Source organism: Paraburkholderia sp. 22098 (assembly GCF_052045935.1).
Taxonomy (GTDB): domain Bacteria; phylum Pseudomonadota; class Gammaproteobacteria; order Burkholderiales; family Burkholderiaceae; genus Paraburkholderia; species Paraburkholderia caledonica.
In genome coordinates, this window is record NZ_JBQEPV010000004.1 from 436,510 (window position 1) to 462,346 (window position 25,837).

25 protein-coding genes are annotated in these 25,837 nt (G+C 62.0%); 16 read left to right on the plus strand and 9 right to left on the minus strand.

What is annotated here, in order from left to right:
* Positions 1-212: 212 nt before the first annotated feature.
* Entirely contained in the window at positions 213-923 is a 711-nt protein-coding gene (locus ACTJLB_RS11215; RefSeq protein ID WP_131319738.1) for a pirin family protein, read from the minus strand.
* A gap of 402 nt (positions 924-1,325) precedes the next feature.
* Between ACTJLB_RS11215 and ACTJLB_RS11220 the strand changes: the two genes are divergently transcribed.
* From ACTJLB_RS11220 to ACTJLB_RS11240, 5 genes are all read left to right on the plus strand, one after another.
* Complete coding sequence (locus ACTJLB_RS11220; protein ID WP_440783287.1) at positions 1,326-2,102, plus strand: ABC transporter substrate-binding protein; 777 nt, start codon at positions 1,326-1,328, stop codon at positions 2,100-2,102.
* Between the two features lie 308 nt (positions 2,103-2,410).
* Positions 2,411-3,100, plus strand: coding sequence for an ABC transporter permease (locus tag ACTJLB_RS11225; RefSeq protein WP_020065253.1), 690 nt, complete (start codon positions 2,411-2,413; stop codon positions 3,098-3,100).
* Entirely contained in the window at positions 3,097-3,810 is a 714-nt protein-coding gene (locus ACTJLB_RS11230) for an ABC transporter permease (protein ID WP_020065252.1), read from the plus strand. Before ACTJLB_RS11225 ends, ACTJLB_RS11230 begins: the two co-directional genes overlap by 4 nt.
* Before the next feature lie 42 nt (positions 3,811-3,852).
* Positions 3,853-4,632 (plus strand): ABC transporter ATP-binding protein, encoded by a 780-nt coding sequence (locus tag ACTJLB_RS11235; RefSeq protein WP_020065251.1) that lies wholly within the window; start codon positions 3,853-3,855, stop codon positions 4,630-4,632.
* A 617-nt stretch (positions 4,633-5,249) separates the two neighbouring features.
* Entirely contained in the window at positions 5,250-6,371 is a 1,122-nt protein-coding gene (locus tag ACTJLB_RS11240) for a porin (protein WP_027775623.1), read from the plus strand.
* 232 nt (positions 6,372-6,603) lie between these two features.
* Here the strand turns inward: ACTJLB_RS11240 and glnK are convergent, their stop codons facing one another.
* Both glnK and ACTJLB_RS11250 read right to left on the minus strand, forming a co-directional pair.
* Positions 6,604-6,942, minus strand: coding sequence for a P-II family nitrogen regulator (gene glnK, locus ACTJLB_RS11245; protein WP_006048444.1), 339 nt, complete (start codon positions 6,940-6,942; stop codon positions 6,604-6,606).
* A gap of 104 nt (positions 6,943-7,046) precedes the next feature.
* On the minus strand, positions 7,047-8,792 hold the full coding sequence (locus ACTJLB_RS11250) for an NAD+ synthase (protein WP_087751571.1): 1,746 nt from the start codon (positions 8,790-8,792) through the stop codon (positions 7,047-7,049).
* 156 nt (positions 8,793-8,948) lie between these two features.
* Here ACTJLB_RS11250 and ACTJLB_RS11255 point away from each other — a divergent pair, with 156 nt between their 5' ends.
* Together ACTJLB_RS11255 and ACTJLB_RS11260 are read left to right on the plus strand one after the other, a co-directional pair.
* Positions 8,949-10,118 (plus strand): GNAT family N-acetyltransferase, encoded by a 1,170-nt coding sequence (locus ACTJLB_RS11255; RefSeq protein ID WP_440783288.1) that lies wholly within the window; start codon positions 8,949-8,951, stop codon positions 10,116-10,118.
* Between the two features lie 9 nt (positions 10,119-10,127).
* Positions 10,128-10,454 (plus strand): GIY-YIG nuclease family protein, encoded by a 327-nt coding sequence (locus ACTJLB_RS11260; RefSeq protein ID WP_087751325.1) that lies wholly within the window; start codon positions 10,128-10,130, stop codon positions 10,452-10,454.
* 12 nt (positions 10,455-10,466) lie between these two features.
* Here ACTJLB_RS11260 and ACTJLB_RS11265 read toward each other — a convergent pair whose 3' ends face one another.
* Positions 10,467-12,575, minus strand: coding sequence for an FUSC family protein (locus ACTJLB_RS11265; protein ID WP_440783289.1), 2,109 nt, complete (start codon positions 12,573-12,575; stop codon positions 10,467-10,469).
* Positions 12,576-12,896: 321 nt separating this feature from the next.
* Positions 12,897-13,424 (minus strand): inorganic diphosphatase, encoded by a 528-nt coding sequence (gene ppa, locus ACTJLB_RS11270; RefSeq protein ID WP_440783290.1) that lies wholly within the window; start codon positions 13,422-13,424, stop codon positions 12,897-12,899.
* 277 nt (positions 13,425-13,701) lie between these two features.
* On the opposite strand from ppa, the gene ACTJLB_RS11275 reads away from it, so the two are divergent.
* The 9 genes from ACTJLB_RS11275 to ACTJLB_RS11315 all read left to right on the plus strand — a co-directional run bounded on the left by ACTJLB_RS11275 (position 13,702) and on the right by ACTJLB_RS11315 (position 23,676).
* Positions 13,702-15,141, plus strand: coding sequence for an aldehyde dehydrogenase family protein (locus ACTJLB_RS11275; protein WP_440783291.1), 1,440 nt, complete (start codon positions 13,702-13,704; stop codon positions 15,139-15,141).
* Between the two features lie 51 nt (positions 15,142-15,192).
* Positions 15,193-15,951, plus strand: a complete 759-nt coding sequence (locus tag ACTJLB_RS11280; RefSeq protein ID WP_027775630.1) for an SDR family oxidoreductase — start codon at positions 15,193-15,195, stop codon at positions 15,949-15,951.
* A 222-nt stretch (positions 15,952-16,173) separates the two neighbouring features.
* Positions 16,174-17,493: an MFS transporter gene (locus ACTJLB_RS11285; protein ID WP_027775631.1), complete on the plus strand. Its 1,320-nt coding sequence runs from the start codon at positions 16,174-16,176 to the stop codon at positions 17,491-17,493.
* A gap of 618 nt (positions 17,494-18,111) precedes the next feature.
* Entirely contained in the window at positions 18,112-18,789 is a 678-nt protein-coding gene (locus tag ACTJLB_RS11290) for a CsgG/HfaB family protein (RefSeq protein ID WP_087751329.1), read from the plus strand.
* 55 nt (positions 18,790-18,844) lie between these two features.
* Positions 18,845-19,210 (plus strand): DUF4810 domain-containing protein, encoded by a 366-nt coding sequence (locus ACTJLB_RS11295; RefSeq protein WP_020065237.1) that lies wholly within the window; start codon positions 18,845-18,847, stop codon positions 19,208-19,210.
* A 14-nt stretch (positions 19,211-19,224) separates the two neighbouring features.
* Positions 19,225-19,890 carry a DUF799 domain-containing protein gene (locus ACTJLB_RS11300; RefSeq protein WP_020065236.1) on the plus strand — a complete coding sequence of 222 codons (666 nt, stop codon included), beginning with the start codon at positions 19,225-19,227 and terminating at the stop codon, positions 19,888-19,890.
* A gap of 494 nt (positions 19,891-20,384) precedes the next feature.
* On the plus strand, positions 20,385-20,735 hold the full coding sequence (locus ACTJLB_RS11305) for a hypothetical protein (protein WP_310065613.1): 351 nt from the start codon (positions 20,385-20,387) through the stop codon (positions 20,733-20,735).
* A gap of 191 nt (positions 20,736-20,926) precedes the next feature.
* Positions 20,927-21,949 (plus strand): LLM class flavin-dependent oxidoreductase, encoded by a 1,023-nt coding sequence (locus tag ACTJLB_RS11310; protein WP_410802003.1) that lies wholly within the window; start codon positions 20,927-20,929, stop codon positions 21,947-21,949.
* A 110-nt stretch (positions 21,950-22,059) separates the two neighbouring features.
* Positions 22,060-23,676: an MFS transporter gene (locus tag ACTJLB_RS11315; RefSeq protein ID WP_440783293.1), complete on the plus strand. Its 1,617-nt coding sequence runs from the start codon at positions 22,060-22,062 to the stop codon at positions 23,674-23,676.
* 60 nt (positions 23,677-23,736) lie between these two features.
* Here the strand turns inward: ACTJLB_RS11315 and ACTJLB_RS11320 are convergent, their stop codons facing one another.
* The 4 genes from ACTJLB_RS11320 to ACTJLB_RS11335 all read right to left on the minus strand — a co-directional run bounded on the left by ACTJLB_RS11320 (position 23,737) and on the right by ACTJLB_RS11335 (position 25,759).
* A complete protein-coding gene (locus ACTJLB_RS11320; protein WP_440783294.1) occupies positions 23,737-24,453 on the minus strand; it encodes an O-methyltransferase in 717 nt (238 codons plus the stop codon).
* A 104-nt stretch (positions 24,454-24,557) separates the two neighbouring features.
* Positions 24,558-24,854, minus strand: a complete 297-nt coding sequence (locus ACTJLB_RS11325; RefSeq protein ID WP_087751572.1) for a 4Fe-4S dicluster domain-containing protein — start codon at positions 24,852-24,854, stop codon at positions 24,558-24,560.
* A gap of 2 nt (positions 24,855-24,856) precedes the next feature.
* Positions 24,857-25,165: a hypothetical protein gene (locus tag ACTJLB_RS11330; RefSeq protein ID WP_408164195.1), complete on the minus strand. Its 309-nt coding sequence runs from the start codon at positions 25,163-25,165 to the stop codon at positions 24,857-24,859.
* 12 nt (positions 25,166-25,177) lie between these two features.
* Positions 25,178-25,759, minus strand: coding sequence for an RNA polymerase sigma factor (locus ACTJLB_RS11335; protein WP_193610878.1), 582 nt, complete (start codon positions 25,757-25,759; stop codon positions 25,178-25,180).
* Positions 25,760-25,837: the final 78 nt, after the last annotated feature.

Genomic DNA, 25,837 nt, shown 5'->3' on the forward strand with positions numbered 1-25,837 from the left:
GCCAATGCGCGGCTCGATAAACGAGGGCGACTCGCGTGGTCGCCTTTAAAAAAAACGCCACGGAGCTTCTCCGTGGCGTTTTTTCGTGTCTGCTCAGCTTCTATCAGCGCGGTCCCGGCGAGTGATCGGCAAGCGATCCGGCGAGCGCTCGCGCTTGCGAGGTCGTTGCGCGCTCAACCAGTTGGGCCAGGACCGCCTGCAGCCATCGCTCTTTAGCCTTCGAGCCGGCCGAGGTCGAACAGCAGCACTTCGGCGTTATGCCCTTTTTCCAGCGTCACCGTATCTGTCTCGCTGAGCTTGGCCGCGTCGCCCGCTTGAAGCGCCTCGCCGTTCACCGTGAGCGAGCCGCGTGCCACGTGCACATAGGCGAGTCGTCCTTGTGGCAGCGTGAACGTGGCCTGCTCGGTACCGTCGATCAGCGCGGCGTAGATCGACGCGTCCGCGTGGATCGTCACCGAGCCGTCGCGGCCGTCGGGCGAAGCGACAACCCGTAGCCGGCCGCGCTTGTCGGCGGCCTCGAAGTGCTTCTCTTCGTAACCCGGCTGATCGCCCGCGCGTTGCGGAATCACCCAGATCTGCAGCAGATGCGCCTCTTCGTCCTGCGATGCGTTGAACTCACTGTGCATCACGCCGGTGCCGGCGCTCATGCGCTGCACGTCGCCCGGACGGATCGTGGAGCCGTTGCCCATGCTGTCGCGGTGCGCAAGCGCCCCTTCGAGCACATAGGTCACGATCTCCATATCGCGGTGTCCGTGCGTGCCGAAGCCCTGGCCACCCGCTATGCGGTCTTCGTTGATCACGCGCAGCGGACCGAAATGGACATGCTCCGGGTCCCGATAGTCGGCAAACGAGAAGCTGTGATACGAGTCGAGCCAGCCGTGGTTGGCGTGGCCGCGTTCGTCGGAGCGGCGAATTTCGATCATGAGGTACTCCCTGTCAAATCTGGCGATGGCCAGAATGTATGGGCTGCGCGCCCGCCGCACAATCGGCGCGAATGCACCGGATCGTTTCGCAAATCCGCGTAATCGCACGGGGCCGCGGCCGATCTCACTCCGGCTGAACCCGCCTACGCGTCGCGCATACGCAACGCGTGCGCCGCCGCGCCTGTCCGACCGGCATTGCGCACTGGCGCCGCGCCCCTGTTCGGGTAAAATACCGCGCTTTTCATCGTACACGGTGGCCGCAAAAGCGCCTGAACGCCGAAACGCCGCGCAGGGGACCCAAAGCGGCGCGACAATTTTGGCCGCCTAGAATAGCGGCGCCGGCCACAAGCCGGCGTTCGTCGGGATCGGACACCACGACGATCAGTTTGACCCAGGAGAAACATGAAGAAGCTCGCACTGTGCGTAGCGCTCGCCGTCATGGCCACCGGCGCCATGGCAAAAGAATGGAAAACCGTACGCATCGGGGTCGACGCCAGCTATCCGCCGTTCGAATCGAAGGCGCCCAGCGGCCAGGTCGTCGGATTCGACGTCGATCTGACCAAAGCGCTGTGCGCAAGAATGAACGTGAAGTGCGTGTGGGTCGAGCAGGATTTCGACGGCATCATCCCGGCACTGAAGGGCAAGAAGTTCGACGCGATCGTGTCGTCGCTGACCGTCACGGACAAGCGTCGCGAGCAGATTGATTTCTCCGACAAGCTGTTCGACGCGCCCGCGCGCATGATCGCCAAAGCCGGCTCGCCGCTCCTGCCCACCGCCGAATCCCTGAAGGGCAAGCGCATCGGCGTCGAACAGGGCACGACCCAGGAAGCCTACGCCAAGGCTTATTGGGAGCCGAAAGGCGTGACCGTCGTGCCGTATCAGAATCAGGATCAGGTCTACGCCGATCTCACCTCCGGCCGGCTCGACGCCGCGCTGCAGGACGAGATCCAGGCCGACGCCGGTTTCCTGAAGACGCCGCGCGGGAAAGGCTTTGCGTGGGCCGGTCCGGAAGTGAAGGATCCGAAAACCATTGGCGAAGGCACGGCCATCGGTCTGCGAAAGGAAGACGCCGATCTGCGGACCATGTTCAATCGGGCTCTTGCACAGGTTCATCAGGACGGCACGTTCACGAAGCTCGAAAAGCAGTACTTCGACTTCGACATCTATCCTGGGCACTGATCGGACACTAAGCACGGTTCACAGGCGGGCCACCGCTTCAGGCACTTCGCCTGCTCGCGCGAGGCGCGGGCACCATGGAACTCGGGGCTCGCCCGCATGGGCTTCCCCCGGGCTTCGTAATACAGTCGGTCTAGTTTCAAAGAGAGTCGAAAAGCGCGCTGCAAGACCGCCAACGGTCATGCAGTCATGATTTGCACAGCGGTACGCTGTGCGCCGCGGATCACAGCGAGCGAAGCTCGCGGTACATGCGGTGCAGAGCCGGCCGCGTCTTTCGCGGTGCGTCGCAAACGCATCGTCAAGGACCCGATATGTTCCTTCAAGGCTACGGCCCGCTGCTTCTCAACGGCACCTGGCAGACCGTCAAACTGGCGGTGTTGTCCCTGGCGCTTGCTTTCTTGCTGGGCCTCGTCGGCGCGGCGGCGAAACTGTCGAAGAACCGCTTCTCGCACGGTGCCGGCACGGTCTACACCACGCTTGTGCGCGGCGTGCCCGACCTCGTGCTGATGCTGCTACTCTTCTACAGCATCCAGATCTGGCTAAACAATCTGACCGACCTGCTCGGCTGGGATCAGATCGACATCGACCCGTTCGTGGCCGGCGTCGCGGTTCTCGGCTTCATTTACGGCGCGTACTTCACCGAGACGTTCCGCGGTGCCTTCCTCGCCGTGCCGCGCGGCCAGCTCGAAGCGGGTGCGGCGTATGGCATGACGAGCTGGCAGGTGTTCTCGCGCATCATGTTCCCGCAAATGATGCGCTTCGCGCTGCCCGGCATCGGCAACAACTGGCAGGTGATGGTCAAAGCCACCGCGCTCGTGTCGATCATCGGCCTGGCGGATGTGGTCAAGGCTTCGCAGGACGCGGGCAAAGGCACCTTGCGGTTTTTCTTCTTCACCCTGTTCGCGGGGGCGATCTACCTCGTCATCACCACAGTGTCCAACTTCGTGCTGATGTACCTCGAAAAGCGTTACTCGACCGGCGTGCGAAAGGCGGATCTATGATCGAGATCATTCAGGAATACTGGCGCAACTATCTTTATACCGACGGCTACCGCTTCACCGGCCTCGCGATCACGCTGTGGCTGCTCGTGGTGTCGATCGGCCTCGGTTTCTGCCTGTCGATTCCGCTCGCCGTGGCGCGCGTGTCGAAGAAGAAATGGCTTTCCACTCTCGTGTGGCTCTACACGTACATCTTTCGCGGCACGCCGCTCTACGTGCAGCTACTGCTTTGCTACACGGGCTTGTATAGCCTCGAGATCGTCCGCAATCACGAGCTGACCAACGCGTTTTTCCGCGAAGGCATGAACTGCACGCTGCTCGCGTTCACGCTGAACACCTGCGCCTACACCACCGAGATTTTCGCCGGCGCCATCAAGGCTACGCCGTATGGCGAAATCGAAGCGGCACGCGCTTACGGCATGTCGTCGTTCACCCTGTACCGGCGCGTGATTCTGCCTTCGGCGCTGCGCCGCGCGCTGCCGTATTACAGCAACGAAGTCATCCTGATGCTGCACGCCACGACTGTCGCATTCACCGCGACCGTGCCGGATATTCTCAAGATCGCGCGCGACGTCAACTCCGCGACGTATCAGTCGTTCAATGCGTTCGGTATCGCCGCCCTGCTCTATTTGTGCATTTCTTTCGCGCTGGTGTGGCTGTTCCGCCGCGCCGAGCGCCGCTGGCTCGCTTACCTGCGGCCGCAAGGCAAGTAACCGGCGCATTGCGCCAGCACGTAAGCACGCCCAAGGATTCTGATGAACACAACGAAGCAAAAGCTCTTCGTCGACGAGCTTCACAAACAGTACGGCGATAACGAAGTTCTCAAGGGCGTCACGCTGAAGGCCAATGCCGGCGACGTGATCAGCGTGATCGGCTCGTCCGGTTCCGGCAAGAGCACGATGCTCCGCTGCATCAACTTTCTCGAACAGCCGAACGCCGGGCGCATTTTCGTGGACGGCGAAGAAGTCCGCACGCAGATCGCCAAGAACGGTGCGTTGCGCGTGTCCGACCCGAAGCAGTTGCAGCGCGTGCGCACCAAGCTGTCCATGGTGTTCCAGCACTTCAACCTGTGGTCGCACATGAACGTGCTCGAAAACATCGTCGAAGCGCCCGTGAACGTGCTCGGCCTCAAGCGCAAGGAAGCCGAAGATCGCGCTCGCGAGTATCTGGAGAAGGTCGGTCTCGCGCCGCGCCTGGAGAAGCAGTATCCGTCGCATCTGTCCGGCGGCCAGCAGCAGCGCGTCGCCATCGCGCGCGCTCTGGCGATGCATCCCGACGTGATGCTGTTCGACGAACCGACCTCCGCGCTCGATCCCGAACTGGTCGGCGAAGTCCTCAAGGTCATGCAGACGCTCGCCGAGGAAGGCCGCACGATGATCGTTGTCACGCATGAGATGGCATTTGCGCGCAATGTGTCGAACCACGTGATGTTCCTGCATCAGGGCCGCGTGGAAGAAGAAGGCCACCCCGACGAAGTGTTCCGCAACACGCGTAGCGAGCGCCTCAAGCAGTTTCTTTCCGGAAGTCTCAAATAGCGGACATATCGGAGAACCTGGTATTTGAGACAAACTCATGTGTCTCATTTACCGCTTGTAGTGAAAGTAGTTTTACAAGGCGCTTACGAGCGCCTTTTTTGTTTCGGTCACCTGCGTAATCCATGCATTTCGACCGCGAAAACCCCGCCGTACCGCCCTTCCAGCCCCTCGTTTTCGCACTACCTTGCCGTTTTGGAAGCGTCAATAGTGGCAATCCTTAATCTTGCTCCCGCCGATCCGTGATTCCCTTGTCACGCAAGGGATTCAGCTATTTTTCAAGGCGCTTGAAAGCGCCTTTGCACACATCCGTATTGCAATTTGGAGACACAGGTCAACGCCGGTACTAATTTCTTCTCCCACACAAGTGTATTTTTGATAAATTAGTAACCAAAGTAGCAAAACAAAGTTCATTAAAAGTAGTTTTACTTCAAAGCACAGAGGAGAACCGGTCGGCGAGGGATCGGCGTGACGACGAGACAGTCCCAAGGCTGCACGTCAGGACAGGAGACCTAATCCGCCCGCTAATCTCCCTGGTACCGATTTCTGTTCGGAGCGCTTACGTCCGAACACCATTCGCAGTACTGGGTTTCACTTTTTGACAGGGTATGGAGGAGAAGATGAAGAAAGCTTTGCTCGCCGCTGCGCTGATGTCGGCCGGCGTTGTTGCGCATGCCCAAAGCAGCGTGACACTGTATGGTCGCCTGGACGCGGGTATCGAATACATAAGCGGTCTGCCGAACGCCAACTACACCGGCTCCACGTCGCGCTGGCGCGCGGAAAGCGGTGACTGGGGCACGAGCCTCTGGGGCATGAAGGGCGTCGAAGACATCGGCGGCGGCAACAAGGTCCTGTTCCAGTTGGAAGGCTCGTTCAACACCATGACGGGCGCAGGTCCTGGCGGCGGCGGTCTCTTCAATCGTTGGGCAACGGTCGGTCTGTCGAACAATACGTACGGTACGTTCACGATGGGTCGCATGCTCTTCATCTCGAACGGCGTGTGGGACTTCGACCCGTTCGGTCAGTCGAACTGGTCGTCGGCATCGCTGGTGCGTGGCCGCAACTGGCCGCAATCGAGCAACAACCTCGCTTACCAGTCGCCGAAGTTCTACGGCTTTGACATGTACGGTCAGTACGCACTGTCGAACGCAACGAACTGGAACGGTAACGGCACGACGCCGCAAGGCCGTGAAGCAGGTCTGCAGCTGACGTACACGTCGTCGCTGTTCCAGGTTCGCGGTATCTATGACGAAATCCGCAACGCCGCAAACGGTAACTTCACCGACCCGTTCACCGCATCGCGCGAATACACGGCAGCCTTCAACGTGTTCCTCGGTCAGTTCAAGATCCAGGGCGCATACCAGGCAGTCCGTACGTCCGCCGCTGCTAGCGCTGCAGGCACATCGCCGACGTCGCTCGATCACGAATGGGGTGGTGTGACGTGGCAAGCCACGCCGGCCGCAGCCCTGATCGCGGCGGTGTATCACGTCAACGCCAACAAGAACGGCGGCAACGCAACGATCTACACGATCGGCGGTTCGTACAACCTGTCCAAGCGCACGCTGCTGGACATCCAGGTTGCGACCGCGCGTAACAGCAAGACCGCTAACTTCGGTCTCGACGCGAACGCTGCAGGCCCTGGCGGCAACATCACTTCGGGCGGCACGACTACGTACAACGAGAACCCGCTGCCTGGCCACAGCCAGACCGGTGTGTACGCAGGTATTCAACACTCGTTCTAATCGAACGGTGTTCCCCGAAGGCACTGCCTTCGGGGCTTAGAAGTTCTTCAAGAGAATCTTTTTCACGCTGCTGCGAGAGGCGCGTATCGGTGCGATGTCCGAAAGGGTATCGCACCGTTTTTTATTGGCGCACGGCGTTTTGCGATGTCGCGCGAAGGTTGCGCGAAGGTTGCGTGGTGCTTGCGCGGACCTTGTTTCGGCGCCGGCGCACCGCTTCGGTGCGCGAGCGGCTTTACACTGCCGCTTCGTTTTCTTCGCCGGTACGGATTCGGATCACGCGCTCGACGTCCGCGACGAAAATCTTGCCGTCGCCAATCTTGCCGGTGCGGGCTGCGCCGATGATCGCGTCGATCACCTGATCGCATTGATTGTCGGCCACGACCACCTCGATCTTCACTTTCGGCAGGAAGTCGACCACATACTCTGCACCACGATAGAGCTCGGTATGGCCTTTCTGGCGGCCGAATCCTTTGACCTCGGTGACGGTCAGGCCCGTCAGGCCGACTTCAGCGAGCGCCTCGCGCACTTCGTCGAGTTTGAACGGTTTGATGACTGCGGTGATGCGCTTCATGGCGAACCTCGTCTCGTGACTGGAAGAGTGAAAAGGAATGGATGATTTTTATTCTACGCCGCGCCGGATGCGTTGCGGCAGTCCGGCGCAAGCGGCGCGCCTCTTCACTCCACCGGTTCGGTGTAGCGCGACGTGATCGGATAACGCCAGTCGCGACCGAACGCGCGATGCGTAACGCGAATGCCGATCGGCGCCTGTCGGCGTTTATATTCGTTGATCTTGATGAGCCGCGTAACGCGCTTCACGTCTTCGGCCGCGTAACCCGCGGCGATGATCTCCGCGAGCGAGCGGTCCTCTTCCATATACATGCGCATGATCGCGTCGAGCACGTCATAGGGCGGCAGGCTGTCCTGGTCGGTCTGGTTCTCGCGCAATTCCGCGGACGGCGCGCGCGTCAAAATCCGCTCGGGTATCACATTCTGCTTGCCGAACGCCGTGGCTTCATTGCGGTAATGGCACAGGCGATAGACGAGCGTCTTCGCGATGTCCTTGATCACCGCGAAGCCCCCGGCCATGTCGCCGTAAAGCGTGCAGTAACCCACCGCCATTTCGCTCTTGTTGCCGGTGGTCAGCACGATCGAGCCAAACTTGTTCGACAGCGCCATCAACAACGTGCCGCGAATACGCGCCTGAATGTTTTCCTCGGTGGCATCTTCCGGACGGCCCTCGAATTCCTGCGCGAGCGAGCTGCGGAACGCGTCGAACATCGGCGCGATCGCAATTTCGTCGTAGCGTACGCCGACGCGGCGTGCCATTTCCGCGGCGTCAGTGGTCGAAATGTCAGCCGTGTAGCGCGACGGCATCATCACTGCGCGCACGCGCTCGGCGCCGAGTGCGTCGCACGCGACCGCCAGCACCAGCGCCGAATCGACACCGCCCGACAGGCCGATGAGCGCGCCGGGAAAGCCGTTCTTGTTGACATAATCGCGCACACCCATCACGAGCGCCGCATAAACCTGCGCTTCGAGCGAAAGCTCCGGCGCGATGCCGCCGTTGCCGCCGCTGTTGCCGCCGCTGTTACCACCGTCGGTTTCGCCGCGCACCGGGCGAGCCGTGTCGAATTCGACGATTGCGGTTGCCTCCTCGAACTGCGGCATCTTCGCGACCAGCTCACCCTGCGCGTCGAGCACGAACGACCCGCCGTCGAACACGAGTTCGTCCTGCGCGCCGACCATGTTGACGTAGACCATCGGCAGCCCGGTCTCGCGAATCCGCGCTCGCAGAATGTCGAAGCGCACCGCTTCCTTGTTCAGGTGGAACGGCGAGCCGTTCGGAATCAGCAGCACCTGCGCGCCCGCGGCCTTCGCCATTTGCGCGGACGACGCATGCCACGCGTCTTCACAGATCACCACGCCGTACCTGACGCCGTCGAGCTCGAACACGAATGGCTGCGCGTCTGATGCGAAATAGCGCTTCTCGTCGAACACCTCGGTGTTGGGCAGATCCTGCTTGCGATAGGTGCCCGCTACCTTGCCGTCGACAAGCAGCGAAGCCGCGTTGAACGTATCGACCGGCGGCACGCCGCGCTGGATCGGCGCGTTTGCATTACCATGACCCTGGGCCGCGCTGTCGCCCACCTCGCGTAACGGATGGCCGACAATCACATGCAGGCCGGCGAACGGCTTCAGTTGCGCGGCGAGATCGGCCAATGCAGCAGCGCTCGCGGTATAGAACGCGGGGCGCAGCAGCAGATCTTCGGGCGGATAACCGGATAACGCGAGTTCCGGCGCGACCAGCAGCTTCGCACCGGCGTTGTGCGCGTCACGCGCGGCAGCGACGATTTTCGCGACGTTGCCGGCGAAATCGCCGACGGTGACATTGATTTGAGCGAGAGCGATTCGTGTCTTCATGGCAGGATCGACGGGCAAGCGAAGAGCTTGCGGAGGGCTTGCAAATAAAGCGGCTTGTTTTGGGCTCGACGGAACGGCCAACTCGGATAAACGAACGACGCAGTGCTTGACGTTATATAACGCGCGCCGCGTCGCTCATTGGGACAGTCACACAAGTTGAATCAGGAACGCTTTGATTATCGCACGGGCATTCTGGCGTCGCCCTCCGAGGTGGACGCGGCCGAATGGAACGCCCTTCTCGCTCAGCAGCCACAGCCCACGCCTTTTCTGCGGCATGAGTTTCTAAGCGCGCTGCACGCAACCCGTTGCGCGGTTGCGGACACGGGCTGGGCGCCGCAATTCGTCACGCTGACCGACCCGCTGACCGGCAAGCTCGCGGCGGCCGCGCCGGTTTATCTGAAGGGCCACTCGTATGGCGAGTACGTGTTCGACTGGGCCTGGGCCGACGCCTACAAGCGCAACGGCTTGCCCTACTACCCGAAGCTCCTGTGCGCCGTGCCGTTCACGCCCGTGCAGGGCAACCGGCTGCTGTCCGCCGACGCGCACGCGCTGCGGCATCTCGCGGCCACATTGATGGCGTTCGCCGAGCAGGCCGATGTGTCCTCACTGCACGTGCTGTTTCCGACCGAAGCCGAAGCGGGTGCGCTCGCCGACATGGGCATGATGCAACGCGAAGGCGTGCAGTTTCACTGGCTCAACGACGGCTACCGCGACTTCGACGATTTCCTCTCGACGCTCGAACAGAAGAAGCGCAAGAACATCCGCGCGGAACGCCGCAAAGTACACGAGGCAGGCATCACGATGCGCAGGATTCGCGGCGAGGACATTCAGGACGCCGACTGGCGCTTCTTCAGCAAGTGTTATCGGCAAACTTACCGCGAGCACTTTTCGACTCCGTATCTGAACCTCGACTTTTTCCGCATGATCGGGGCGTCGATGCCGGAGAATCTGCTGCTCGTGATCGCCGAATATGAAGGCAAGCCAATCGCGAGCTCGCTCGTCGTTTATCAGCGCGACGCGAAAACAGGCGGCACGCTATACGGCCGTTACTGGGGCGCGCTCGAACACGTGCCGTGCCTGCACTTCGAAACCGCGTACTACCAGCCGCTCGAATTTTGCATCGAAGAAAAGCTCGGCGCATTCGAAGGCGGCGCCCAGGGCGAACACAAGATGGCCCGAGGCTTTTTGCCCACGGTCACGCGCTCGGCGCACTGGCTCGCGCATCCCGCTTTCGCCGATGCCGTCGGCCACTTTCTCGACAATGAAAAGAACAGCATCCACGCGTATGTGGACGAGCTGCGCGAACACAATCCGTTCAAAGGCTGAAGCGCGTCCATGGCGTGGTTTCTTTATCTGCTCGAATGCTCGGACGGCAGCGTCTACACCGGCATCGCAACTGACGTGCAGGCGCGCTTCGACAAACACGTGAGCGGCGCGGGCGCGCGCTACACCCGTTCACGCAAGCCGGTGCGCGTGCTGGCATCGTTCGAACTGGCAGACCGCTCCAGTGCTTCGCGTGCCGAGTATTGGGTGAAGCGCCTTGCGCCCTCGGAAAAGCGCGTGCTCGCGGCGGGCGGACGCACGCTCGAGTCGGTGGTGCCGGTCGTGGAACCCGCTTCGACCAGCATCGAAGAGGCGACCGAGGAAAACGGCGCTGCCTGACGGCGCGGTTGCTTAGCCCCGCGCCTCGCGCATGCGTTCGGTGAGCAAGCGCTGCATCAGCGCAAGCTCACCCACCGCATCGGCTTCGAGCGACGTCAGCCGCTCGCGCTCCGGAAGGTCGTGCCGCAGCGGCAAAATCGTTCGATTCAGCGCCGCCTCGATATCGGCGTTCACAGCCGCGAGCCACACGCGAAGCTCGTCGTGGCTATCCTGCATCTCGCGCCGGTTCGCACTCAGCCGAAGCTGCGTCGCCGTGCCCGCCATTTTTCGCAACAGACTCAGTACCGTCAGCGTTACCGTATCGACTAGCGAGTCCTCCAGCTTTTCGAGGCGAATCCGTGCGATGGCTTCCTCGGCGTTGTTGCTGCCGAGACCGGCCGCGCGGCGCAAACGCTCCATGTCCTTTTCGCTTCGACGAGGCGATTCGAGCGCCGCGATCAGATACGCGAGATTCGCGCGGACCGCGTCGCTGAGATACGTGCGGTAGTCGCCCTTCTCCCGCGTCGGCCACAAATAAAACGTAGCGAAAAGCGCCAGCACGCAGCCGAGCACATTGTTGCCGAGCCGCGTGAGCGCGTATGCGAATTCACTTGCGCCTGGTGTCGCGAAGTCGGCCACGAGCACGAAGGTCGGCGTGAGGAACAGCACGAACAGGCTGTAGCTGACTGGGCGCAATGCCATCGTCGCCATGACGAGCGGAAAGACCGCGAGCGAAATACCGAGCGGAGAATGAATCGCATAGCCGATGCCTGCAGCCAGCACGCCGCCGACGATGCTGCCCGCCGCGCGCTCGATACTGCGCGGCCAGGTCGCCGCGATCGAAGGCTGCAGGATCAGCAACGTCGCCATCGTCGCCCAATAGCCGAACGGCAAGCCGAGCGCGCGGATCACGAGAAAGCCCGCGGTCGTCGTCACGCCCACGCGCGCCGCGTGACGCAAACCGACGGACTCGAGCGACAGGTTCGCCTTCAGCGTCGCCCAGACGCGCGCAAGCGTTGCAGCGACGCTGTCCGCGAAGCGCGGCGGCGGCGCTTGCACCGGCGTGAAATCGACGAGTTCGAAATCTGACTTGAGTTTCACCGGCTCCATCAGCGCGTTTTCGAGGCGCCCCGCGAGCCGCCGCACACGGAGTTGCAACTCGGCGAGAAGCTCCCAGCGCCCTTCGTTCGCCTGTGCGCCGATGCTGCGAAGCGTCTCGCCCATGCCCGTGAGGAGACGCGCCGCGCGCGTCGCGCGCCGTTCATCGCCGGGCATTTTTTCGCACGCACCGGAGACGGCGATCAGATAGGCGAACAACGCCTCGCCTTCGGTCAGCAACGCGAGCAGCGTGTCGTACGCCTCACGTGCGCCGGTTCGCGTCGCCGGCACGCTGGCCAGCGCCTTGCGCGAGCGTTCGAGCGCCGCGCGCGCATCCGCGCGGAATTTCGCGGCGTGCGTCGCCCACTCTCGCGGGGTGCTGCGCTGCTGAAGCAGACGCGCGCTGTCGAGCGCGATGTCCGCGAGCCGCACATACACCGTCCGCAGTGAAGCACGGCTCGCGCCGAATGGATGGATGCGCCAGACGGTCAGGCTCAACGCGACCGCGAACAGACAGCCGATCAGATAGACGCCGAGAAATGCAAGCCCTTCGCGCACATCGCGCATGGGCCGGTCAACCATCACGACACAAGCGGTCGCGGCGAGAATCGTCACTTGCGACGTCGCAGCGCCCCAGATGCGTCCGAACGCGCCGAGGCTCGTGAAAATAAGCAACGCAAGCGCGGCGAACGCCGTTCCTTCGGTCGACGCAAAAGCGGTCAGTCCGCCGCATAACGTGGAGAGAAGCGCGAAGCCCATCATCGAGGCAAAGCGGGCGCGATTCGAACCGGCGGCATCCGCGAGACAGGTCCAGAACGCGCCGATCGCGGCCCAGGCGAAGGTGGGATCGTGCAACACATTGCCGAGCGCGAGCATTGCCGTGGACGCGCATGCGGCGCGCAAGCCTTCGGAGAGACTCGCCTCGCTGGCGGAAAACGACACCATCCATACCGGCCGCTTGCGATAGATCGCCGTCGCGATCGCATACAGCCGATTCGACCATCGGGGCGAAGAAGATGCCAGGTTGGACTTGCGGTTCATCATCCGGACGGTGTGCTCCCAAAGCGGGCTTACTGCTGGTTTGGTGCGGGCTTGTTGCGGGCTCGCTGCTGCGCTTTCGCAGACGTCCCGGCAGTGAGCCGAATCCACCGCGGGCCACAAATAATAAGGGTTTACACCGAGATATAAAAATGGCTTCGGTTCATCTCCGGGATGCACTGCGGCTATACCGGCATTTCGACGCTCGACGTCACAATCCTCACATCGAAAAAAAAACCGCGCGGCCCCTTCGGGCTCGCGCGGTTTTTTGCATGAGGCGACTGGATCGGCGAAACAGTGATTCTTCCGATCAGCGCGTCGAGCCGCTTACTTCTTGTGGTTCGCCACGCCTTCGCTGATTTCCTTGTGCGCGGCTTCGATACCCGCCCAGCCTTCGACCTTCACCCACTTGCCCTTCTCGAGCGCCTTGTATTGCTCGAAGAAGTGCTTGATCTGGTCTTTCAGGTACGCCGGGACGTCGTCGATCGACTTCAGGTCGGCAGTCATCGGGCAGATCTTGTCGTGCGGGACGGCGATCAGCTTTGCGTCCACGCCGGATTCGTCGGTCATTTGCAGCATGCCGAGCGCGCGTGCGCGGACCACCGAGCCTGCCAGCAGCGGGAACGGCGTGATCACCAGCACGTCGACCGGGTCGCCGTCGCCCGACAGCGTTTGGGGAATGAAGCCGTAGTTGGCGGGATAGCGCATGCCGGTGCCGATGAAACGGTCGACGACGAGAAGGCCCAGATCCTTGTCGGCTTCGTATTTCACCGGGTCGCTCTGCGCCGGGATTTCGATGATGACGTTGAAATCGTACGGAAGATCTTTGCCTGCGGGGACGTGATTGAAGCTCATGAGCGCTCTCTGGTCAGGATGGAATTTGGAGCACGGCATGCGGCGCGTGGGCTCGAGGGCATGCATCGTAAAACTTGCCTCGAACAGGAGCGCAGCGGCCGGACAGTGCGGAATGCGCCATTATAGCCAATCGGCCGATGGCATCCGCCGCCGGATCGGCGCGATAATCGTCTGGCGTCTCTCGATTGTGCCTCTGGTTTGTGAACACCGCGTAACGGCATCCGCTTCGGCGTCTGGCTGAACGTACGCCGGCTGCGCGACATCTCAAGGAGTCTGCATGGAAGAAGCCCGACACTTCATTGGCGGCGAATGGTCCGCTGCTTCAGGCGGCGAGACGATCGCTGTGCTCGATCCTTCGGACGGCCAGCCGTTCACGCAGCTTGCGCGGGGCACCGCGGCGGATATCGACGCCGCCGTCCATGCCGCGCGCCGCGCGTTCGAAGGCGCATGGGGCGCGGCAAGCGCGGCGGAACGCGGACGTGTGCTGTATCGGCTGTCGATGCTCGTCGCCGCGCGCCAGGAAGAACTGGCGCAACTCGAAGCCCGCGACACCGGCAAGCCGCTCAAACAGGCGCGCGCCGATTCCGCCGCGCTCGTGCGCTACTTCGAGTTTTATGCCGGGGCGGCCGACAAACTGCATGGCGAAACACTGCCCTATCAGGCCGGCTATATGGTGATGACGATCCGCGAGCCGCACGGCGTGACCGGCCACATCGTGCCGTGGAATTATCCAATGCAGATTTTCGGCCGCAGCGTGGGCGCGGCACTTGCCGTGGGAAACGCATGCGTCGTCAAGCCGGCTGAAGACGCGTGTCTCTCGGTGCTGCGCGTCGCCGAACTGGCGGCCGAAGCGGGCCTGCCCGCAGGCGCGCTGAATATCGTCACTGGTTACGGACATGAAGCGGGAGCGGCGCTCGCACGTCACTCGGGCATCGATCACATTTCGTTCACAGGCTCGCCCGAGACCGGCAAGCTCGTCACACAAATGGCCGCCGAAAACCACGTGCCGGTCACGCTCGAACTCGGCGGCAAGTCGCCGCAACTCGTCTTTGCCGATGCGGACCTCGACGCCGCGTTGCCCGTACTCGTGTCGGCGATCGTGCAAAACGCCGGGCAGACATGTTCGGCGGGCAGCCGCGTGCTGATCGACCGCGCGATTTACGAGCCCTTGCTCGACCGGCTGAGCGGCGCGTTCAACGCGCTGCGCGTGGGCCCCTCGCACGCGGATCTCGACTGCGGGCCGCTTATTAACGCGAAGCAGCAACGGCGCGTGTGGGACTTTCTCTCCGACGCGCAACACGACGGCATAGCAATGGCCGCGCATGGCGAGGTGATTCCCGAAGCGCCGGAAAGCGGCTTCTATCAGGCGCCCACGCTGTTGCGCGATGTGCCCGCGAGTCACCGTCTCGCGCGCGACGAAGTGTTCGGACCCGTGCTCGCCGCGATGTCCTTTAGCGACGAAGACGAAGCGCTCGCGCTCGCGAACGGCACGCAATACGGCCTCGTCGCGGGCATCTGGACACGCGACGGCGCGCGGCAAATGCGCCTCGCGCGGCGTCTGCGCTCGGGCCAGGTGTTCATCAACAACTATGGCGCGGGCGGCGGCGTCGAACTGCCGTTCGGCGGCGTCAAGCATTCGGGCCACGGGCGCGAAAAGGGTTTCGAGGCGCTGTATGGCTTCACGGCGCTAAAGACAATTGCGATCCGGCACGGCTAGTTCGCAAGCTGGGCTTATCCATCACCACTCACAACAAACAGCGGAGACACTATGCGGTTGACAGGTAAAACGGCCATCGTCACGGGTGGCGGCTCGGGTTTCGGCGAAGGCATCGCGAAGACCTACGCGCGCGAAGGCGCGAACGTCGTGGTCAACGATCTGAACGGCCCCGCCGCCGAGCGCGTCGCGAGCGAGATTGCGCTGGCCGGTGGCAAGGCCATCGCCGTCGCGGGCAACGTCGCGCAACGCGAGGACTGGCAGAAGCTGCGTGAAGCGGCACTCGAAGACTTCGGCAGCGTGCAGATAGTCGTCAATAACGCGGGCACCACGCATCGCAACAAACCTGTGCTCGAAGTCACCGAAGCCGAGTTCGACCGCGTGTACGCGGTGAACGTCAAAAGCATCTACTGGAGCGTGCAGGAGTTCGTGCCGTATTTCCGCGAACAAGGCGGCGGCAGCTTCATCAATATTGCGTCGACGGCGGGCGTGCGGCCGCGCCCCGGACTCGTCTGGTACAACGGCAGCAAGGGCGCGGTGATCATCGCGAGCAAGTCGCTCGCCGTGGAGTTGGGCCCGGACAGGATTCGCGTGAACTGCGTGAATCCGGTGATCGGCGAAACGGCGCTGCTGTCGGAATTCATGGGCGTTGAAGATACGCCTGAGAACCGTCAGCGCTTTCTCGCCGGCATTCCGCTCGGGCGCTTCTCGACGCCGCAAGATATTGCCAACGCCGCGCTCTATCTGGCTTCGGACGAAGCGGAGTTCATCACCGGCGTGTGTCTTGAAGTGGATGGCGGCCGCTGCGTGTAGAGCTTGCGTTCTACGTTGACGTTGGCGCTGCGTTCGGCTTCGGCTTTGTCGTCGCAGCGCCGCTCACGGCGCTCATAGCCACGCCCTGAGCAAGCCGCGTTCACGCGCGGCGCTTGACGGGCTCAGTGTTTTCCCCCGGTATCTAATTGCCGTGCGAGCCGCGCCGCACGGCTAGAATCAATCGACGCGGCACTTCAATTCGACAAGAAAAGAGGAGACACCATGGCTAGTCCCGCAAATCCGCTCCACCATCCCGGCGCGGGCGCGCCGCCTTCCACTTTCGAAGAGGCGACCTATCGCAAGGTCAACTGGCGGCTCGCGCCGCTCCTGATGCTCTGCTACGTGGTCGCGTATCTGGACCGCGTGAACGTCGGCTTTGCGAAGCTGCAAATGACGAGCGACCTCGGCTTGAGCGATGCGGTTTATGGCTTTGGCGCGGGCATTTTCTTCGTCGGCTATTTCTTCTTTGAGATTCCGAGCAATGTGATTTTGCACAAGGTGGGCGCGCGAGTGTGGATCGCGCGGATCATGGTCTCCTGGGGCGTGATCTCCATGCTGACCATGTTCGTCACCACGCCGACCATGTTCTATGTGATGCGCTTTCTGCTCGGCGTCGCGGAAGCCGGCTTCTTCCCGGGCATCATTCTGTATCTCACGTACTGGTATCCGTCGCACCGGCGCGGACGGATGACGACGTGGTTCATGACGGCTATCGCGCTGTCGGGTGTGATCGGCGGGCCGGTGTCGGGCTATATCCTCAAGACGTTCAATGGCATGAACGGCTGGCACGGCTGGCAATGGCTTTTCTTGCTGGAAGGGATACCGTCGGTACTCGTCGGCATCCTGGTGTTCGTTGCGCTCGACGACCGCATTGCGAAAGCAAAGTGGCTCACGAAAGAGGAAAAGGAACTGCTCGAGCGCCACGTTTCCGCCGAGGAAGCCACCAAGCACGACATGCCGATCCGTCAGGTGCTGACGAGCGGCCGCGTGCTGATGCTGAGCTTCACGTACTTCTCGTTTGTGATGGGTCTGTACGGCGTGAGCTTCTGGCTGCCGACTATCATCAAGGCGACCGGTGTGACCGATGCGTTCGCGATCGGTCTGCTGTCGGCGGTTCCTTTCGCGGCGGCGGTCGTCGCAATGGTGTTCGTTGCGCGCAGCGCGGACCGTACGCGCGAACGGCGCTGGCATATCGCGTTGCCCGCTTTCGCCGGCGCGATTGGTTTGGTGCTGTCGGTTGTGTGGGCGCAGAACACGCTGCTTGCAATGGCTTCTCTCACGCTCGCGACTATGGGCATTCTCACTACGTTGCCTTTGTTCTGGAGTTTGCCTACGGCGATTCTCGCGGGCACGGGTGCGGCTGCCGGTATCGCGATGATTAATTCGATTGGTAATCTCGCGGGGTTTTTGAGTCCGTATGCTGTCGGCTGGTTGAAGCAGGCGACTGCCGCTAATGACTCGGGGATGTATATGCTTGCGGCGTTTATGGTCGTTGGCGGGTTGCTGGCGATTAGCGTGCCGGCGAAGATGGTTAATCGGTGAGTTGAAGCGTTGTGTGTGGTGGGGCCCCGGTGGCTGTGTGCTGCCGGGGCTTTTTGTTTTTTGGGGATAGTGGGACAGCGTCGCAGGAGAAGGCGACTTGGAGCGCATTGAGTTCTTCGTCAGCAATGTGGCGGCTTGCAGACGTTGTCGGCGTCTAATAGAGGAACGGCAGCTTCCTGGATCATCGAACTTAGGCTCACGCCCTTTTAATCGCATCCAAATAAAACTGAAAAGCGCGTCGACAAAATGCGTCGCGCATTAAATCGCAACTTTCCTAAAGTTTCCGGTAAACCCGCCGATAGATTCGTGTGGAAACTTGAGTACTAGTTAAAAAAACACGCTACACCAATAAGAACCGGGGAGCTTCGGCGCGCACGCTCGCGTGCCGGAAGCGAGAAACTTGCAACGCCGATGGAATAACCACGCGTGCGGCGACGCACTGCACCTTCCACGTTCGCCGTATCCACATACGCGCGGCTCGGACGCCTCGCGCCTTGCGCGAGCGCACCGCCGCCTCGCAGCGACACATCTCGCTGCTCCCCATTCTCTTGCCGCTTTCGCTCGTGCGCCCCGCGCGCACGCTGACTGATGTTCCCGTTCCAACACCAAGGAGAATCGATGGAAGTGTCAAAAACTTGTGGCGTCGTCCTCGCCGCCGCCGCGATTGCGGCACTAGGCGGCTGTGCGACAGAGTCGTCGCGCTCACTCCCGGTTGCGCCGGTGGCCAGCGCGCAGCGCCCGCCCGTCGGCAAGGCCGTGCAAATCTCGGTCGGAAAGTTCGACAACCGCTCGAGCTATATGCGTGGCATTTTCTCCGACGGCGTCGATCGTCTTGGTAGCCAGGCCAAGACCATTCTGATCACTTCGCTGCAACAGAGCGGCCGTTTCAACGTGCTTGACCGCGACAACCTCGACGAAATCCGCCAGGAAGCCGGCTTCACCAAAAAGGCGCAGGCGATCAAGGGCGCGAATTTCGTCATCACCGGCGACGTCACCGAATTCGGCCGCAAGGAAGTCGGCGATCACCAACTATTCGGCATTCTTGGCAGCGGTAAGAACCAGATCGCTTACGCGAAGGTCAGCATCAACGTCGTCGATACCACGACTTCGGAAGTCGTCGCCTCGGCGCAAGGCGCGGGCGAATACAGCCTCTCCAATCGCCAGATCATCGGATTTGGCGGCACCGCGAGCTACGACTCGACGCTCAACGGCAAAGTCCTCGACCTCGCGATCCAGGAAGCCGTCAACCATCTGGCCGAACAGGTCGACGTGGGCGCATTGCGCACCGCTCGCTGAGCGCGCGTCGTCCACATTTATTGCTCGATAAAACAACGAATACTACGGGGTTAACATGAAATACACCGGCATGCTTCGAGGCCTTCGCCTGCCCGTCACGACAGCAATGCTGCTGCTCGCGGGCTGCGCGAACACTACGCCACCGCTCTATCAGTGGACCGGCTACCAGCCCAGCGTCTACGACTACCTGAAGGGTGAAAAGGGCCCGCAGGAACAGATCGACGCGCTCGAAAAGGCGCGGCAGCAAATCAACGCGAAGGGCAACACGCCGCCGCCCGGCTTCCATGCGCAACTGGGCATGCTGTACGCGAACGTCGGTAACGACACGAACGCCATGCAGGAATTCGACGCCGAGAAGCAGCTCTTCCCGGAGGCGGCGACCTACATGGACTTCCTGATGAAGAAACCGAAACAACAATAAGCGAGCGTACCCATATGTCCAGAATCTCTTCTCTCAAGCTCTCGCTGGCGCTGTCCGCGCTCGCGCTGCTCGCCGCTTGCGCGCAGCCCGCGAAGCACTTGGATTACACGGCGTTCAAGCATGCGCATCCGCGCTCGATCCTCGTGCTGCCGCCCGATAACACGACGACGGATGTGAATGCGTCGAACAGCGTGCTCTCGCAGATGACGATGCCACTCGCCGAGGCGGGCTACTACGTGATCCCGGTCGCCGTAATGGAGGAAACGTTCAAGCAGAACGGCGTCACGACGGCGGGTGATATCCAGCAGACATCGCCGGCGAAGCTGCGAGAGATCTTCGGCGCGGATGCGGTCCTGTACTCGACGATCTCGCAATACGGCACGCAGTATCGCGTGCTGGTCAGCGCGACGGTGGTGACGGCGTCGGCGAAACTCGTCGATCTGAAGAGCGGCGATGTGCTCTGGCAAGGCGCCGCGACGGCCAACAGCGAAGAAGGCAACAACAACGGGGGCGGTGGCCTGATAGGCATGCTCGTGATGGCTGCGGTCAAGCAGATCGCGAACTCGCTCACGGACAAGAGCCACGATATTGCCGGTATCACGAGCTATCGTCTGCTGCACGCGGGAGCGCCGACGGGCCTGCTCTACGGTCCGCGCTCGCCAAAGTACGGCACGGACTAAGCGGCGTTCGCGCTTGCGACGAGTCTCGCCGAGGCGTTTTGCATCGGCGAGACCAGGCACTACCTCGCGAATCCACGCAAACATCGCGCAGACCAGGTTGACGGCGTCGGTCAGCCACGTTTCGAAGGTCGGTCGGTAGGGCGAAGTAGACGCTCGCCGGCAGAACTTCGCGAACGCGACGCCCGCCCTTCCCCAGGAATATCGATCACCACTCTGCACTGCGCGGCGCGACTTACAACGCCTCGCCTAACACCGCCTAATGCCCCGCATGCCGACCACCATCGACGTGCAAGATTTCCCCCGTAACAAACTCCGCCGCGGCCGCGAATAGCCGGCCTCAGGCAGCCAGTGCCTGCCAGTGCGAAAACCCAATTTCAACCTACACTTGAATAGCGCACTCGGCGACGTGCTTCCTGCAGGACGCAGGCCGTCACCGGCGATCGCTCACCTGGCGGCCCGTATTCGCGGAGCAATAGTGACGCCTGGAGGCAATCATGATCCGAGCAATCTGCACGCTTCTTTCGCTTGCTGGTCTTTTCGGGGCGAGCGTGAACACCTTCGCTGGCACCATCCGGATCGAATCGGGCACCTATGGCGCTAATTGTGGCGCTCATCATGGCAATTCCACTCGTGCGTTGGCTCTGCACTGTAACGATGTCGATACCTGCCGCTACCCGGTTTTCTCGCCGGCGACCTCTCGTACTCGAAGTGCCTGCAAAGCCGATTTCGTTGCCGAATGGTCGTGCGGGCCGCGAGAATTTCATCAGGCAACAGTCAGCTCTGCCGCGAATAACGGAGGAGTTCTCGTGCTCACTTGCGTCCCTTCCACCGGTGCAGGCAAATAGCCGATTCGAAAAGGGCAAGCGTCTGACTCGCTCGTAATCGGCATCATCGGCGTCCACCGATTTTGCACCTCGATCAGCAACGCAATACCCGAGCGCGCAATCGTCGGCGCACGGCTCGCGCAGCGAGCGCCATCTGCCCGACTCGGGCAAGATGCCGTTATCGCCCACCTACGCATGCTGGCAGGACTGTTATGAAAAAGATCGGTTTTCTCTCGTTTGGCCATTGGAGTCCATCGCGACATTCACTCACACGTTCAGCCTCCGATGCCCTGCTGCAATCCATCGAGCTCGCTGTCGCTGCCGAGGAACTCGGGGCCGACGGCGCGTTTTTTCGCGTGCATCATTTCGCGCGCCAGCTAGCGTCGCCGTTCCCGCTTCTGGCTGCGGTCGGTGCGAAAACGAGCCGCATTGAGATCGGCACCGCTGTCATCGACATGCGTTATGAAAACCCGCTCTACATGGCGGAAGACGCTGGGGCGGCCGATCTGATCGCGGGCGGGCGCCTGCAACTTGGCATCAGCCGAGGCTCCGGCGAACAGGTGATCGACGGGTGGCGTTACTTCGGTTATGCGCCCAGCGAGGGCGAGACGCATGCCGATCTCGCGCGGCACCACACCGAGGTGTTTTATGAAGTGCTGCGCGGCGAGGGCTTTGCTGAACCGAATCCGCGACCGATGTTTGCAAACCCGCCGGGACTGCTTCGGGTCGAGCCTCACTCCGAGGGGTTGCGCGACCGGATCTGGTGGGGTTCGGGCTCAGATGCGACGGCGGTCTGGGCGGCCGGAATGGGCATGAACCTGCAGTGCTCGACACTGAAGAACGATGAGTCGGGCCGCCCTCTTCATATCCAGCAAGCCGAGCAGATCCGGGCGTATCGGCAGGCGTGGAAAGAAGCCGGACACACGCGAGAGCCGCGCGTGTCGGTCAGCCGCAGCATTTTCGCGCTGATGAACGATCGCGACCGGATGTATTTCGGACGCGATGCGAATAGCGACGACACGGTCGGTCTGCTCGACGACAACATCCGAACGATTTTCGGGCGCAGCTACGCAGCACCGCCCGATACGCTCGTGAAGCAGCTTGCAGCGGACGAGGCGATCGCAGAAGCCGACACGCTACTGCTGACCGTACCGAACCAGCTTGGCGTGGAGTACTGCGCACACGTCATCGAATCGATCCTGACGCATGTTGCCCCGGCGCTCGGCTGGCGTTAGTACGGCGGACTGGCGCTCGCCGGCGGGAACGTTCTGGCGACGGTCTACGTTTGCACGCCACTTCGCTCCAGTTGCTATGCTAGTCACCATCGACCAGCACTGGAGCGAGCATGGCCGACCCGCACGTTCTTGATAACGACCCACATCCCACGCACGGCGTCGCTGCTCAAGCGAGCCCGTGCGACGAGCTCATCATCCGCGCGCAGCCCACTGCGCTCGACAGTCCGTGCCGGCGCAAACGTCTGGCGCTCGCCGCGACGATCCTCGGCTCGAGCATGGCGTTTATCGACGGCTCTGTCGTCAATGTCGCATTACCCGCCATCCAGAGCGAGTTGCACGCGAGCGTCGCGTCGATGCAGTGGATCGTCAACGCCTACCTTCTCTTTCTGGGATCGCTCGTACTGGTGGGCGGATCGATGGGCGACAAACTCGGCCGCCGCACGGTGTTCATTGCGGGTGTCGCGGTCTTCACGCTGGCGTCGGCCGCTTGCGGGCTCGCGCCGAACGCGGGCTCACTGATCGCCGGGCGTGCGGTGCAGGGCATTGGCGCGGCGCTCTTCGTGCCCAGCAGCCTCGCGATCATTGGCGCCGTGTTCGATGGCGAAGAGCGCGGACGGGCAATCGGAACGTGGGCAGGTGTCGGCGCGATCACGTCGGCGCTGGGTCCAGTGGCCGGCGGCTTGCTCGTCGACGCGTTGTCGTGGCGCGCGATCTTCTTTCTCAACGTCCCGCTCGCAGCGGCAACCATTGCGCTTGCCGTTTTGTCGGTGCCGAACAGCCACAAGCCAGATGCGCCTCAACAGTTGGACTGGCCTGGCGCGCTGAGCGCGGCAGCGGGGCTCGCCGCACTTACCTATGGCCTGACCGAGGCGTCGGCGCGTGGTTTCGCGCATCCCATCGTACTGTGCGCAATCGGCGTTGGGGTGCTCGTGCTGGCTGCATTCGTGATGATCGAAGCGAAGAGCCGTGACCCGATGATGCCGCTCGAAGTGTTCCGCTCGCGCGATTTCACCGGCGCGAACTTGGTCACGCTGCTGCTTTACTTCGGTCTGGGCGGCGCATTTTTCTTCCTGCCGTTCACTCTGATCCGCGCACACGGCTACACCGCCACCGAGGCGGGCGCAGCGTTGCTGCCGGTGCCCGTGATCATCGGCTCGTTGTCGCGCTTGACGGGCGGTCTGACGACTCGCTTCGGTTCGCGGGCCCTATTGAGCGCTGGCCCGTGCATCGCCGGAATCGGTTTTGCGATGCTTGCGCTGCCGTTCGTGCGCGGCAGTTTCTGGACCGGATTCTTCCCCGCGCTCGTCGTGCTCGGGCTCGGCATGACCATCACGGTCGCACCACTCACGACGACCGTAATGGCCTCAGTGCCGGGCCACCGCGCAGGCGTCGCCTCCGGCATCAACAACGCGGTCGCACGCGTGGCGAGCCTGCTGGCGGTTGCGGTACTCGGCATTGTGTTCGTGTGGTCGCATAACGCAGCGCTGTCGGCGCGCCTAGACGAACTGCGCGTTCCTCACGATGCACGCGAGACCGCGTTACTGCAATTGGACGCGCAACCCCGTGCCGCAGCCACCGATGCTCTTCCTACGCATTCGCATACACTCGCGGCGCAGGCGGAAGCCGACGCCATTGTTGACGCGCTGCGCGCCGTCGCGCTGGTGTCCGCAGCATGCGCGTTCGCAGGAGCGGCGCTCGCCTTCGCCACCATCGAGCCGCGCAAGTGACGCGCTTCGCTCACCGAACATGTCTGCTCGCGGCATCCCGGAAGCCCGTTCTTTGCCAGCTTAAGAAACGACGACTGTAAATTCGAGCCCTGATTCGAAGTCGAGCGTCGTTGTCGAAAAGCGCGGATCGTTGTCAAGGTAGCGCTTGTACGGCTGAACGGCGTCCTCGGCCGTGTACATGTTGTCGGCGAGAACGATAGAGCCAGGGCGCAGCAGCCGCTCAATCTGCTTGAAGAGATTCAGATAGGTGTTGGCCCATACGTCGATGAACACCATATCGAAAGTGCCTTCCAGTTGGGCAACGGTCTGAAACGCGTCGCCCTCCCACAGGTCAACATAAGCCTCTACGCCCGCCGCTTTGACGTTGGCCCGAAGTTGCGCGCACTTGAGCGCGTCGGATTCGGTCGCTGTCACCACTCCACTGCCCAACGTGCGAAGGGCTTCGGCGAGATACAGCGTGGACACGCCGCAGGAACTGCCGAGTTCGAGGATTCGAGCCGGTTTATGCGCAAGCACCATGTTGTGCAGAAACTTACCCGTTTTCGCTGACACGGCTAACGATAAAGGAGTGCCTTGCGACGACTCGAAATCTTCGCTGGACAGTCCGAGCGTTTCGAGAAATCGGCCGCGCAATCGAGGTGCGAGCGTGTCGTATTCCTCCGCGAGAGTCAGGAATTCGTCGCTCGATCCATCGAACTGCGCCTGTGCGCGAGCTATCACTTCTGTCTGGCTCTGTTCGTGAAGCCGCCGCAAAAGAACTGCGCTTGACGACGTCATGTGCGCTCCTTGACGAGATCGATAGTGTGGATGAGGCACCCAGCGCTGCCCGGTTCATCGGGCAGCGGGCGGTGTCGTTACGCCATCAGTAAAGACGTTGGACGTTACGCCGTTCTGGCGAGCTTGATTGCGCGTTCAGGACATGCGCTCACGCAGAGACCGCACGACCGGCACGCGTCCGCGTTCGGCGTGTAGGCGACTTTCATTCCATGCACACGCAGCTTGAAACGATGCATGAGACCGAGACTCAGATAATCGACGTCGTCGATGCGCCGGATCTCAAACACATTCTCGGGGCAGACATCCAGACAATCGCCCTTACCTTCGCAACGTTTCAGGTCGACGACTGGCGCAATCACGCCCGGCTTCTGTTTGCAGTCCGCCGTTGATATTTCGCGCACGTTCATTCTCCCTCGCGGCGGGCGCGGCCTGATCGCCATGCAGTCTGAAAATTCTCCCGCTCCTCCGGCGTCATGGCTTGCCATTTGCGCCAATGACGCCGTTCGCGCCAGCCGCCGTGTCCTCGGAACCCGCCAAACAGGATGCGGCTCAAAACCAGCAAGCCCAGCGCATGCGCGAAGTCGATCGTGCGAGCGCCGACGAACAACGCCGGAATCACCCAGTTCCATAGACTCATGACCACCCAGCCGAGCACGCCGACGGCGACCACCACAAGCAGTACCTTACCCACGCATCTGATTCGAAATTTCATCCGTCGACTCCTCTAAATACCCAGTTCGTCATAAATGGCTTGCAGCCGGGCGCGCAGGTGCAAGACCGCGTAGCGTTTGCGCGCAAGCAGCGTATTCAGCGTGACGCCGCTTTCCGCCACCATGTCTTTGAAGGACCTTCCTTCCAGCTCGTGGCCGATGAATACCTCGCGCTGGTTCGGCGGCAACTCGTCAATCGCGTCCTGCAATGCTTTGAGCAATAGCGCGCGAGCGTATAGCGCTTCGGGACCTGCGTCGGGCGACGGCAGCGCCAGGTCGAGGCGATACTCACTGTCGGTGTCGTCATCGCCCTCGGACAGGTCTGTCAAAGGCTGCTCTCTTTTCTTACGAAATCGATCGATGATCCGGTTGCGCGCGGCCCGGAAGAGCCACGCGCTCGCCTGTTCGATCGGCGCGGGCAGCCGGTACGCCTGCACGAATTCATGGAACACGTCCTGCAAAATGTCCTCGGCATCGTCGGGATCGCGTATTCGTCGCCGGATGAAATTGACGAGCCTCGTGCGCTCACGCACCACGGTCGCGGTGATGTCGTCGTCGCGTTCGGTCATCGTGTGCGAGGTGGGTGGCGGTTCCATGCGTCTGAAGACGTTTCAGGCGCGCGAATATTGTGGCGGGTGCGAAAATTCTTTTCCGTTCGCAACCGTGAATTGGGC